Here is a 12517-nt window from a genome sequence, read left to right as displayed (position 1 = left end):
TTCCTCGCGCAGCCGTTGAACGCCGTGCGCCTGGTGGCGTACGCCGGGCTCTTCCTGCTCGGAGCCGTCGTCGGGGTGGCGGGCGCGCTCGCCCAACAGGGCTGGTTCCCGGGCGGATTGCTGCTCGCGCTCCTCGGCAGCGCCGGTGCCTTCTACGGCGGCTCGCGCGCCACCGGCACCCGCGCCGGGGCCATCGCGCCCGCCGCGGGTTGGCTCGTCGCCGTCATGCTGCTCACCGCGACGCGACCGGAAGGCGACTTCGTCTTCGGCGCCGGTCTGGGGTCGTATGTCTTCCTGCTGGGCGGTATGGGGGTGGCTGTGATGTGTGCCACCCTCGGGCAGTCACCGCAACCGGGCGCGTCCGACGCCCGACTTGGCAAGTGACGTACCACTTGAGCCCGTGTCCCGCACGGGTTTGACGCCGGTCACGGGATGACCGTGGGCGGCGGCCAGTATGGTGGTGCGCGCCGCCGAGCCGCCCGAGTGGTCGAGACGGGCGGTGGAGCCAACCAGGAGAACCTGCCTTGAGTCGTGAAACTGACAGTTCGTCCTCCGGTCCCCAGGGGCGCACGGGGGCCGCGTACCCGTCGGGTACGCCGCCGTACGGCTCGCCCGCACAGGGCGCCGCGCCCGAGGGCGGTCCGGACGGCGTCGGCCAGGGGGCCGGCGACGAGCGGAACGACGAACCCAAGACCGAGACCACGCTGACCACCCGCATCCGGATCAACATCCCCGGTTCGCGGCCGATCCCGCCGGTCGTCATGCGTACGCCCGTCGGCGACGCCGACGGCGACAGAGGCGCGGACGACCGGCGCCCGGGCGGCGCCGGGGGCGCGGGGTCGGGCACGGGCGCCCGCAGTGGCGCGGGCACGACGGGTCCCTCGGGTCTCACCGGCCCCTCCGGCGCGGGGGCATCTTCCGCTTCCGCCGCCTCCCCGGCCACCGCCCCGCCCCCCGGGGACGCGGCGTCGCCGCAGGGAGCCGCGGGCGCCGAGGACGGCGACGAGAAGGCCAGCGACTGGTTCGCGCCGCGCAAGGCCGCGGGCGGCAAGGGCGGCCCGGATCCGGCGGCGTCCTCCGGCACGCCCGCGACGGGCTCTTCCGGCGGGTCCGACGGCTCCGGCAGCGGTGCGTACGACGTGTCCGGCGCCGTCGCGGCCGGGCCGCTGGGGTCGGGCGGGCCGCACGGTGGCGAGCCGCAGCGCGGGGACCTGCCGTACTTCTCCGGCGGCGAGGGCGAGTACGGAGCCGGCGGTCCGGTCGGGCCGACCGGGGGACCGGTGACCGGCGACGGCCCGATGCTGCCGCCCGGCGGTCCGGGGGCCGAGCCGGGCTATCCCGGCGGTACCGACCTGTACGGCAGCGCGGGGTACGGCTCCGGGTCGGACGCGTTCCCCAACGGCGGGCCCCTGGGCGACGGCTCGGGCGGTCGCGGTGGTGCGGGTGGTCCCGGCGGTCAGGGTGGTCCGGGCGGACCGGGTGGTCCCGGCGGCCAGGGTGGTCCCGGTGGCCCCAACACCCCCAACATCCCCGGTGCCCCCGCCCGCATGAGCGACGACACCGCCATCCTCACCCCGCAGAACCCCGCCCCCGGCGGCCCGCGTCCGCCCGTCCCCGGTGCGGGCGTACCCGGCGGCCCCGGCGGCAACGTCTCCGGCGACACGCTGAACAGCGGCATCCCCGTCGTCCCGCCCGCGCAGAACTCGCCGTTCGCGCCCGGCGCGCACCTCGACGAGCCGGTGCCGCACACGCCGCCGAAGCTGCCCGAGCCGGTGCAGCCGAACGTGCCCGCGGCGGCCGCGCCCAAGAAGAAGAAAAAGGGCCGCAGCAAGCTGGTCCTGCTCGGCGGCGTGGTCGTCGTCCTCGGCTGCGGGGCGTACGGCGCGGGCCTGTTGATGAACCACGCCGACGTGCCGAAGGGCACCACCGTCCTCGGCGTCGACGTCGGCGGCGGCACCCGCGACGAGGCCGTGAAGAAGCTCGACGCGGCGCTCGGCGAGCGCGTCAACAAGCCCCTGAAGCTGACGGTGGGCGGCGACACCGTCACCCTCAAGCCGGACCAGGCGGGCCTCACTCTCGACAGCCAGGCCACCGTCCGCGCCGCCGCGGGCAGCGACTACAACCCGGTGTCGGTCATCGGCGGCCTCTTCGGCGGCGAGCGCGTCGTCGAGCCCGAGATGCCCGTCGACGAGGAGAAGCTGGCGGCCGCCCTGGAGCGCTCCGCGGGCGGCTCGGGATCGGCCAAGGAGGGCACGGTCAAGTTCGTGCCCGGCAAGGCCGTCGCCGTGTACGGCAAGGCGGGCAAGGGCATCGACGCCGACAAGGCGTCCGCGGCCGTCGCCGAGGCGTACAAGAAGCAGGTCGAGACGGGCAGCGCGGGCACCGTCACCGTGCCGGTCACCAACCGCAAGCCGACGGTCTCGAACGCCGAGGTCGACGCGTTCATGCAGCGGTTCGCGAAGCCCGCCATGTCGGCCAACGTCACCATCAGCGTGAAGGGGACCAGCGCGTCGATCCCGCTCGGCCCCGCCAAGTCGCTGCCGCAGATCCTCGGCGCCAAGCCCGCCAGCAGCGGCAGGCTGACGGAGACGTACGACCTGAAGGTGCTCAAGCAGCTCTACGGCAACACCTTCGACGGCATCCTCATCCAGCGCGGCAACGGCAAGAAGACGCCGGTCCAGCCGACGGACGTCGCCGTGGCCATGGGCAAGGCCCTCCGAGGCAAGACGCCCGCCGAGCGGGAAGGCGTGATCGAGACGAATCCGAGCTAGCCGAGGCGGGGCCGGGAGGCTCCGCACCGGACGGTCCGGGGCCGGGCGGTTCTGAGACGGGCGGTTCTGAAACGGGCGGGGTGCCGAAAGGCGCCCCGCCCGTTCGCCTGCCCCTGCCCGGCGCACCCGCCGCGTGGCCGTCATCTCGCCCCGTCACCCGTACCGCATGACAACTGTCATCCCCGTCCGCTCACACAAGACACTGCTGCCGCACCCCTCTGACCAGCAAAGATGGGGACATGACGACGACAGGGACAACGGCGGGCGGGGCCCGGGACACGGCTGCGGGAGCGGCCGTGAGCGCCGTGAGCTTCGACCGGGTGACCAAGAAGTACGGCGACGTGGTGGCGGTGGACGGGCTCAGCCTGGACCTGTACCCGGGCGAGACCGTGGCGCTGCTCGGGCCGAACGGCGCGGGCAAGTCGTCCACGCTCGACCTGCTGCTCGGCCTGCGGCGCCCGGACAGCGGCACGGTGAGGGTGTTCGGCACCGGCCCGCGCGAGGCGATCACCGCGGGACGGGTCGGCGCGATGCTGCAGAGCGGCGGCCTCATGGACGAGGTCACCGTCGGCGAGCTGGTGCGACTCGCCTGCGACCTGCACCCGCGGCCCTACCGCGTGCAGGACGTCCTCGCCGCCGCCGGGATCGACCAGATCGCCGACCGCCGGGTCAACAAGCTCTCCGGCGGCCAGGAGCAGCGCGTCCGCTTCGCCCTCGCCACCGCCGGGGCCAACGACCTGATCGTCCTCGACGAGCCCACCACCGGCATGGACGTCACCGCGCGCCAGGCCTTCTGGGCGACCATGCGCGAGCAGGCCGACCGGGGCCGCGCGGTCCTCTTCGCCACGCACTACCTGGAAGAGGCCGACGCGATCGCGGACCGCGTCCTCGTCCTGCACCGCGGCCGGCTCCTCGCCGACGGCACCGCCGCCGAGATCAAGGCCAGGGCGGGCGCCCGCAAGGTCAGCTTCGACCTGGACGAGCTGCGCGAGAACGGCGCGGCCCTCGAACAGCGGCTGCGGGGGCTGCCGTTCCTGTCGACGCTCGACATCTCGGGCCACACGGTCCGGCTCCAGTCGACCGACGCCGACGCCACCGTGTACGCGCTGTACGGCCTCGGCGTCCACCCCCGCAACCTGGAGGTCGCGGGCCTCGGCCTGGAGCAGGCCTTCGTCGCGATCACGGCGGCGGAGGAGGCGAGGTCGGCATGAGCGGGGCGGACAGCGCGATCGACGAGGCGGCCCGCACCCGCGGCCCGGAGAAGGAGAGCCACATGACCACGCACGCCACACCGCACGCCCGTACCTCGGGCGGCCCGCGCTTCACCTCCGGCGCCCTGGTCACCCTCGAGGTCCGGCGCGCCCTGCGGAACAAGAAGTTCCTCTTCTTCTCCGTGATCTACCCGGCGCTGCTCTTCGTGATCATCGCGGGCGGCGCCGACAGCACCACCGAGGTCGACGGGACGGGCCTCGCCCTGCCCGCGTTCATGATGGTGTCGATGGCGTCCTTCGGCGCGCTCACGGCCGTCCTGATGGGCAACAGCGAGCGCATCGCCAAGGAGCGGCAGAGCGGCTGGGTGCGCCAGCTCAGGCTGACCAGCCTGCCGGGGCGCGGCTACGTCCTGGCCAAGACGGCCAGCGCGGCCGTGGTCAGCCTGCCGTCGATCGTCGTGGTGTTCGTGACCGCCGCCGCGGTCAAGGACGTACGCCTGGACGCCTGGCAGTGGCTGGCCCTGACCGGCGCGATCTGGGCGGGCAGCCTGTGCTTCGCCGCGCTCGGCGTGGCCGTCGGCTACAGCGCCACGGGCGACGCGGTGCGGCCCGTCACGATGATCCTGTACTTCGCCCTGTCCCTGCTCGGCGGCCTGTGGATGCCGACCACCACGTTCCCGCACTGGCTCCAGACGCTCGCGGACTGGACGCCCACGCACGCGTACGCGGCGCTCGGCCGGGCCATCGAGCTGGGCGGCGCGCCCCACGCCCGGGACGTGGTGCTGCTCCTCGCGTACTTCCTGGTGTTCGCGGGCGGCGCGGCCTGGCTGTACCGGAAGGACACACTGAAGGCGTGAACGAACCACTCGACCACGACCGCCACCCCATGCACTCCTTCGGGCAGCCGGTCCTCGACCGCCGCCAGGCCCGCGTGAAGCTGGCCTGGATCGGCATCTGGCTGGTGTTCCTGGCCGCGCCCGTGAAGGACCTGGTCGACGGCGGCCACGGCGTCGCCGCCACCGCGCTCGGCTCGCTGGGCCTGACGGCGTTCGTCGGCTGCTACCTCACGCTGGTCTTCCGGTACACGACCAGGATCCGCGACTGGCCCGTCGTGTACGTGACGCTCGCGGCCCTCACCGCCCTCGCGGCGGTCCTCGCCCTCGGCATGGGAACGGCCTGGCTCGGCCTGTTCGTGTACGCGGCGGTGGCGGCGGGCGCGGTCCTGCCGATGCGGCTCGCCGTGTGGGCCATCCCGGCGGTCACGCTCCTGATGCTGGGGATCGGGATGCGGGACACCGACGCGGCGGACCTGTTCCCCGGCCTCGGCGTGACCACGCTCCTCGTCGGCTTCGCCATGACGGGCGTGCGCCAGCTGATCCGCACCACGATGGAGCTGCGGCAGGCGCGTGCCACGGTCGCCCAACTGGCCGCCAACGAGGAGCGGCTGCGGCTCTCCCGGGACCTGCACGACCTGCTCGGCCACTCCCTGTCCCTGATCACCCTCAAGAGCGAGCTGGCCGGGCGGATGCTCCCCGACCACCCCGACAAGGCCGCCCAGCAGGTCGCCGACATCGAACAGGTCAGCCGCCAGGCCCTGGTGGACGTCCGCGAGGCCGTCACCGGCTACCGGCGGCTCACCCTCGCCGGACAGCTCGCCGGGGCCCGCACGGCCCTCACCGCCGCGGGCATCGACGCCGACGTGCCCCTGGAGGCCCCCGGCGCCGACGCCGCGCCGGACGAGGAACGGGAGGCCGCCCTCGCCTGGGCGCTGCGCGAGGCGGTCACCAACGTCGTACGCCACAGCGGTGCCCGGCGCTGCACGGTCACGCTGACCCGCCGCCAGACCCTGGCGGGGCCCGTGCTGGAACTCGCGGTCGAGGACGACGGCGTGGGGCTCGCGTCCGGCGGCGGGCAGGGCGATCACGGCAACGGTCTGACGGGGCTCTCGGAGCGCCTGGAGGCGGTCGGCGGGGTCCTTGACGTGTCGTCAGGGGCGGCGGCCGGGGCGGTGGCTGGGGCTGCTGCCGGGGCGGGTCCGGCGCTCGGCGGCCGTCGGCGGCAGGGCGGGGACCGGCCGGGGTTCCGGCTCGCGGCGCGGGTGCCGCTGGTACCGGGCCGGGCGGAGGGGGCGGCGCCGACCGTCCTAGGATCGTCGGCATGAGCGGTACGCACGGGCCGGTTGGGGCCAGCGGGGCAGCGGGCAGGACCACCGGGGCGGGCGGCGGCACGGGGCCGGGCGGGGGTACTGGGCCGGGCGGGGGCTCCGGGCCCGACGGCACGACCGCCTCCGACAGCGCTTCCGACAGCGCCTCCGGCGACCGCCCCATCCGCGTGCTCCTCGCCGAGGACCAGTCGATGGTCCGCGAGGCCCTCGCCGCGCTGCTCGGCCTGGAGCCGGACATCGAGGTCGTCGCGCAGGCCGCCCGGGGCGACGAGGTGCTCGCCGCCGCCCGGGCCCAGGCCGTGGACGTGGCGCTCCTGGACATCGAGATGCCGGGCCGCACCGGCATCGAGGCGGCGGCCGAGCTGCGGACGGCGCTGCCCGACCTGAAGGTCGTCGTGCTCACCACCTTCGGGCGGCCCGGCTATCTGCGCAGCGCCATGGAGGCCGGGGCCGTCGCCTTCCTGGTCAAGGACGCGCCCGCCGCCCAACTCGCCGACGCGGTACGCCGGGTCCTCGCGGGGGAGCGCGTCATCGACCCCACGCTGGCCGCCGCCGCCCTGGCCGAGGGCGCCAACCCGCTGACGGACCGCGAGCGCGAGATCCTGCGCGCCGCGGCCGACGGCGCCACCAACGCCGAGCTGGCCGCCACCCTGCACCTCTCCCAGGGCACGGTCCGCAACTACCTGTCGACGGCCATCCAGAAGCTGGCGGCCCGCAACCGCGCGGAGGCGGTCGGCATCGCGCGTGAGAAGGGCTGGCTCTGAGCGGTCATCCGAGCGGTCATCCGAGCGGTCATCCGAGCGGTCAGTTGAGCCGCGCCCGCGCCGCCCGCGCCTGACCCCGCACCCGGTCCGCCGCCTCCTCGTCGTGGACGGCCAGCGCCTCGGCGTACGTGTCGAGTTCGGCGGCCCCCGTGCGGAAGTCGCCGAGCCGGACCAGGAGCTGGGCCCGGTCGTAGTGCAGGCGGTCCTCGTGCGCGGGCAGGAGCAGGGCGAGTTCGACGGCCCACAGGGCGACGTCGGCGTGCTCGGGGCGGGCGGCGGCCCAGGCGCGGATGTTGTTCAGGACGCGCCGCACGATGTCCAGGACACCGGCGGGACGCAGCATCGCGGGGTCCAGCGGCGCCCCGGTGGCCCCGGCGACCATCAGCTGCGCGTCCAGGGCGCTCAGGACCCGGCCGCCGTCGAAGGGATTGGCCAGTACGCATCGCTCGTACGCGTCATGGGGGCCGAAGCCGACGACGAAGTGGCCGGGCAGGGCCACCCCGTACACCGGTGCCCCGGCGCGGCGGGCGACCTCGATCCAGACGACGGAGAGCAGGATCGGCAGGCCGCGCCCGCGCCGCAGGACCTGGTGGAGGAGCGACGACTCCAGGCGCTGGTAGTCGCCGGGGTGGCCTCTGAACCCGCAGCGCACGCCGAGCAGTTCGGCGACGGCGGCCGCCCACGCGCGCGGGCAGCCGGGCCCGGCGGGCAGGAGGGCCGCGAGGCGGTCCAGGCGCCGCCGTGCCGCCGCCATGCCCGGGTCGTCGAGCGCGGGGTCCGCCTCCGTGCCGATCAGCAGGCACAACAGGGACAGGTCGGGCCGCTCGGCCCTGGCCTCGGCTGCGAAGGCCCGGCGCCACGGTGTGGTCCGGGCGGGTCGGGGGTGCATATGTCCGTGGTGCCCGTCCGGACCGATCGCTACCGGTCGGTGCGCGGGCCAAGCACATCGCCTGTGGGTGGTGTGCGCCATGCCGTCCGGATCCCGCGGGGACCCGCCCGGCCCCGCGGGCACGCCCTTCCTGCCCCTCAGTTCAGCTTCGCCCGCGCCGCCCGCGCCTCCAGGCGTACCCGCTCCGCCGTCGTCGGCTCGATCGACGCCACCACGTCGGCGTACTCGTCCAGGCCCCGCGCGCCCGCGAGGAAGTCGCCGCGCTCGACCAGCAGATGGGCGCGTTCGTAGCGCAGGCGCGCCGGGTGCGCGGGCAGCAGGAGGGACAGTTCCAGGGCCCACAGCGCCACGTGGGAGCGCTCGGAGCGGGCTGCCGCCCAGGCGCGGATGTTGTTGAGGATGCGCAGCATGATGTTCAGGGGGTCGGCCGCCGCGAGCAGCGAGGGGTTGAGCCTGCCGCCCGACGCCTGGGACACCAACTGCTCGGCGTCCTCGGTGGACAGCAGCCGACCGCCGTTGAACGGGTCGGCGAGCACCTGTTCCGGCTTGCCGTACGCGTCGGGGGAGCCGAAGCCGACGACGAAGTGGCCGGGCAGGGCCACCCCGTACACCGGTGCCCCGGCGCGGCGGGCGACCTCGATCCAGACGACGGAGAGCAGGATCGGCAGGCCCCGCCTGCGCCGGAGCACCTGGTGGAGCAGGGACGAGTCCAAACGCTGGTAATCCGGCGGGGTGCCGTGGAACCCGTGCTGCCCGCCGAGGACTTCGGCGACCGCCGCCGCCCACTCGCGGGGCCCGCCGGGCCGAAAGGGAAGCTGTCCGGCGAGCTTGTCCAGCTCGATCTGCGCCGCGTCGATGCCCGCCTCGTCCAGCGCCGGGTCCGCCTCCCCGCTCAGCAGCAGGCACAACAGGGACAGGTCGGGTCGCTCGGACCTGGCCTCGTCGGCGAACCTGCGCCGCCATTCACTGGACTTCGCGGGCTGTGCGCGCATCCGTGCCTCTGTCGTTTCTGTCAGGCACCGGTGGAATTCTCCGGTGGGGGTTCTCCGTGGTGCGGTTGCCGGTGGTGCGGCCCCCGGGGCGCCGAGGTCGGGCGGCGCCCCTGGGGCGGGTGGTGGAGCGGTCGTGCGGTGGTCCCCCGTCGTGTTGCCGGAGAGGCAAATTCCCGGGGGACCTTAGCGGTAAGCGTCGGCACCACCGGTGACTGGCCATATCGCACCGCTCATGCCCGCGACCACAGTCCGCACTCTCCGTCGCCCGGATCGACCGCGTCTTGGTCGTTTCCGTCACTCAGGACAGCTCGTCCGCGCACCGCCCGTCACGGCACGGGCAGTTCACCCCGGGGGCACCCTCGCGGGTCACCCCGAGGGTTCACTCTCGTACGACATCGCCCGGACCGTCCCCCTCCGGTGCCCGGTAGTGGTGATAGCTGTGATGCGTCGCGAAGCCCATCCCGTCGTACAGGGCCCGCGCGCCGCCGTTGTCCTCCTCCACCTGGAGCCACGCGGCCGACGCGCCCTCGTCCAGGGCCCGCCGCGCCAGCGCCGCCATCACGGCCGTCGCGAGCCCCGCACGCCGCCGCGCCGGATCCACCTCGACCGCCATGAACCCGGCCCACCGCCCGTCGACCACGCACCGTCCGATGGCCGCGGGCGCCCCCTCGCCGCCGGGCACGGTCGCGAACCACACCGACGGGCCGCTGCCGAGCACCCGCAGCACATCGGGGCCGACCTCCCCGGACCGCTGGTAGCGGCCGAGCCAGTCCGCGTCGACGGACCGTGACAGCGTCACCCGTTCGGTGTCCACGTCGAGGTCCCCGACCGGTGCGAGCGCGCCCACCCGCAGCTCGGCGCTCACCTCCCGCTCCCAGCCCCGGTCCACGAGCCAGGCGCACAACTGCTCCTGCGTGCCCTCGCCCCCGGTCGCGGTCTGCACGTACGCGGGCAGCCCCCGGTCGGCGTACCAGCGCCGCACGAACGCCAGCGCCTCGTCGAGCGGCCGCCCCGGATCCCCCAGCGGCAGCACCGAGTTGGCGCGCCGCGTGAACCCGGACGCGGCCCGCAGTTCCCAGTCGCCGAGCCGCTCGCTCACCACCGGCTGCCAGGCCCGCGCCGCGACCCGCGCCAGCTCCGGGTACGTCGCCGCGGGGCCGCGCCGACGGGCGGGCGCGGTCGGCACGACCTTGCCGGCGACCAGCGTTCGCTGCGCGATCCGGACAATTTGCCCGTCCCGGCGTGTGATCACCAGCACATCGTCATTCCACGATGTGAGAACACCCACCGTGTCGGTGAACTCCTGTCGCTGCGCCCCACCTTCGACCAGTCGTCGGACAGAGACACGTTTGCCCACGTCAGAAGGGGTAATTCGGACCTCGAGTCGTCCGCTGACGGTGAATTCCACAGCTCTGTACGCCCCTCCTGTTCGGATCATGCCCGGGAACGGAGATACTAGGTGCGGGCATCGACGACGCCGCGCTCCCGCGCGCCAGGCGAGCGGAGCCTGAGGACGGCCCGCCAACGCCCGTATCGAGGAGGAACGACAGCGTGACCTACGTCATCGCGCAGCCTTGTGTCGACGTCAAGGACAAGGCGTGCATCGAGGAGTGCCCGGTCGACTGCATTTACGAGGGCAAGCGGTCCTTGTACATCCACCCGGACGAATGCGTCGACTGTGGTGCCTGCGAACCGGTCTGCCCGGTCGAGGCGATCTTCTACGAAGACGACACTCCTGAAGAGTGGCAGGACTACTACAAGGCGAACGTCGAGTTCTTCGACGACCTCGGCTCGCCCGGTGGTGCCAGCAAGCTCGGCCTGATCGAGCGCGACCACGCCTTCATCGCCGCGCTGCCGCCGCAGAACCAGTAGCAGCGGTCGCCCGAGCGCCGCCCCGGTCCCGTACGGCTCTTCACGCCGTACGGGACCGAGGCGTTTGTCAGGACCTACACACCCCTGGAGCCCGTCCGTGTCTGGAGCCCCCGACCGCCCGTCCGGCACCCCCCGAGGAGCGTCGCCGCGCGACCGCCTCCCCGACTTCCCCTGGGACAAGCTGGAGCCCTACAAGGCGACGGCGGCCGCCCACCCCGACGGCATCGTCGACCTGTCCGTGGGCACCCCGGTCGACCCCGTGCCCGAGCTGATCCAGAAGGCGCTCGTCGACGCCGCCGACTCGCCGGGCTACCCCACGGTGTGGGGCACCCCGGAGCTGCGCGACGCCATCACCGGCTGGTGCGCCCGCCGCCTCGGCGCGCGCGGCATCACGCACCGGAACGTGCTGCCGATCGTCGGCTCCAAGGAGCTGGTGGCCTGGCTCCCGACCCAGCTCGGCCTCGGCCCCGCTACCGCCACATCCAGAAGCGTGGTCGCCTACCCGCGCCTCGCCTACCCCACGTACGAGGTGGGCGCCCGCCTGGCCGGCGCGGAGTACGTCACGTACGACGACCCCATGGAGCTGGACCCGACGGGCCTGAAGCTGCTCTGGCTCAACTCGCCCTCGAACCCGACCGGCCGTGTCCTGTCAAAGGACGAACTGACGCGCGTCGTGGCCTGGGCGCGCAGCCACGGCGTGCTGGTGGCGAGCGACGAGTGCTACCTGGAACTGGGCTGGGAGGCGGAGCCGACGTCGGTCCTGCACCCGGACGTGTGCGGCGGCTCCTACGAGGGCCTGATCGCGGTGCACTCCCTGTCCAAGCGCTCGAACCTCGCCGGGTACCGGGCGGCGTTCCTGGCCGGGGACGCCGACGTGCTCGGCGACCTCCTGCAGATCCGCAAGCACGGCGGCATGATGACGTCCGCCCCGACGCAGGCGGCGGCGGTGGCCGCCCTCGGCGACGACGCGCACGTCCAGGAGCAGCGCGAGCGGTACGCCGCCCGCCGCACGGCCCTGCGCGACGCCCTCCTGGGCCACGGCTTCCGCATCGAGCACAGCGAGGCCAGCCTGTACCTGTGGGCCACCCGCGACGAGTCCTGCTGGGACACGGTCGCCCACCTCGCCGCCCTCGGCATCCTGGTGGCCCCCGGCGACTTCTACGGCGAGGCGGGGCGCGACTTCGTCCGGGTCGCCATGACGGCGACGGACGAGCGGGTGGCGGCGGCGGTGGCGCGGCTGCGCTGAGGCCGCCTCCTGTGGTGTGCCTCCGGCGTTGTGCCCCCGGAGGTGTGGCTCCGGCAGCGTGCGGGGCCCGGGAACGTGAAGAAGGGGTGCGGGAAGCTGTGAGCTTCCCGCACCCCTTCGGCGTACGCGCTGGGGGGGATCAGCGCGTACGCGGGCGGATCAGCCGAGGGGCAGCTGCGGGAGCCCGGCGGTGGGCGCGCCCTTGCCGAGCGCGTCGGTCGGCAGGCCGCTCTTGGTGGCCGTGTCCGCGGTGTCGCCGACGACGTCACCGGCGGCTCCGGCGAGGTCACCGCCGGTCTGCTGGGCGGCGGGCGCCGTGGTCTGCACGCTCTTGCCCAGGGCCTGCCCCACGGCCGGAGCACCCTTCTGCACGGCCTTGCTGCCGGTGTGGCCCGCGAGCTCGGTGATGTTCTGCGCCGCGTCGTCGGCGGCGTCACCCAGGTTCGCGCCGTCCAGGGTGGTGATCCCGCTGACTGCGGGGGCGGCCGGGAGCTCGGCGGCGCTGGCGGAGCCGGCCGCACCGACCACGGGTGCCGCTCCCGCCGCGACGAGCAGTGCGGCACGGGCGATCCGACGGGTCAGGGGGAGGGACATGATGCTCCTTCAGA

The 12517-nt window shown here is 74.3% G+C and carries 12 protein-coding genes; 8 read left to right on the top strand and 4 right to left on the bottom strand.

All coding sequences use genetic code 11. The annotated features are described in order from the left end of the window. The first annotated feature begins 15 nt into the window (after nt 1-15). The 6 genes from IE274_RS06030 to IE274_RS06005 all read left to right on the top strand — a co-directional run bounded on the left by IE274_RS06030 (nt 16) and on the right by IE274_RS06005 (nt 6910). Nucleotides 16-384 carry a DUF6113 family protein gene (locus IE274_RS06030; protein ID WP_190114510.1) on the top strand — a complete coding sequence of 123 codons (369 nt, stop codon included), beginning with the start codon at nt 16-18 and terminating at the stop codon, nt 382-384. A 140-nt stretch (nt 385-524) separates the two neighbouring features. Continuing rightward, a complete protein-coding gene (locus IE274_RS06025; RefSeq protein ID WP_190114509.1) occupies nt 525-2771 on the top strand; it encodes a hypothetical protein in 2247 nt (748 codons plus the stop codon). Nucleotides 2772-3010: 239 nt separating this feature from the next. Continuing rightward, entirely contained in the window at nt 3011-3982 is a 972-nt protein-coding gene (locus IE274_RS06020) for an ABC transporter ATP-binding protein (RefSeq protein ID WP_190114508.1), read from the top strand. Nucleotides 3983-4044: 62 nt separating this feature from the next. Continuing rightward, the gene (locus IE274_RS06015; RefSeq protein ID WP_190114750.1) at nt 4045-4839 is read left to right on the top strand and encodes an ABC transporter permease; all 795 of its coding nucleotides are present in this window, start codon (nt 4045-4047) and stop codon (nt 4837-4839) included. Between the two features lie 29 nt (nt 4840-4868). Next, a complete protein-coding gene (locus IE274_RS06010; RefSeq protein WP_190114751.1) occupies nt 4869-6143 on the top strand; it encodes a sensor histidine kinase in 1275 nt (424 codons plus the stop codon). Between the two features lie 164 nt (nt 6144-6307). Beyond that, nucleotides 6308-6910, top strand: coding sequence for a response regulator transcription factor (locus tag IE274_RS06005; RefSeq protein WP_268255558.1), 603 nt, complete (start codon nt 6308-6310; stop codon nt 6908-6910). Nucleotides 6911-6950: 40 nt separating this feature from the next. Here the strand turns inward: IE274_RS06005 and IE274_RS06000 are convergent, their stop codons facing one another. The 3 genes from IE274_RS06000 to IE274_RS05990 form a co-directional block, all read right to left on the bottom strand. After that, nucleotides 6951-7799 (bottom strand): transglutaminase family protein, encoded by an 849-nt coding sequence (locus IE274_RS06000; protein ID WP_190114507.1) that lies wholly within the window; start codon nt 7797-7799, stop codon nt 6951-6953. Nucleotides 7800-7936: 137 nt separating this feature from the next. After that, entirely contained in the window at nt 7937-8791 is an 855-nt protein-coding gene (locus IE274_RS05995) for a transglutaminase-like domain-containing protein (protein ID WP_190114506.1), read from the bottom strand. 379 nt (nt 8792-9170) lie between these two features. Further along, nucleotides 9171-10199, bottom strand: a complete 1029-nt coding sequence (locus IE274_RS05990) for a GNAT family N-acetyltransferase (protein WP_190114505.1) — start codon at nt 10197-10199, stop codon at nt 9171-9173. Nucleotides 10200-10342: 143 nt separating this feature from the next. Between IE274_RS05990 and fdxA the strand changes: the two genes are divergently transcribed. Together fdxA and IE274_RS05980 are read left to right on the top strand one after the other, a co-directional pair. Continuing rightward, nucleotides 10343-10663 (top strand): ferredoxin, encoded by a 321-nt coding sequence (gene fdxA, locus IE274_RS05985; RefSeq protein ID WP_030359762.1) that lies wholly within the window; start codon nt 10343-10345, stop codon nt 10661-10663. 97 nt (nt 10664-10760) lie between these two features. Next, nucleotides 10761-11909 (top strand): bifunctional succinyldiaminopimelate transaminase/glutamate-prephenate aminotransferase, encoded by a 1149-nt coding sequence (locus tag IE274_RS05980; RefSeq protein WP_190114504.1) that lies wholly within the window; start codon nt 10761-10763, stop codon nt 11907-11909. Nucleotides 11910-12068: 159 nt separating this feature from the next. Here the strand turns inward: IE274_RS05980 and IE274_RS05975 are convergent, their stop codons facing one another. After that, complete coding sequence (locus IE274_RS05975) at nt 12069-12503, bottom strand: ATP-binding protein (RefSeq protein WP_190114503.1); 435 nt, start codon at nt 12501-12503, stop codon at nt 12069-12071. Between the last annotated feature and the right edge of the window lie 14 nt (nt 12504-12517).

It is taken from the genome of Streptomyces flavofungini (genome assembly GCF_014650815.1).
GTDB lineage: Bacteria > Actinomycetota > Actinomycetes > Streptomycetales > Streptomycetaceae > Streptomyces > Streptomyces flavofungini.
Note: the sequence above shows the minus strand (reverse complement) of the source record. Positions and strands in the feature narration are given on the sequence as shown.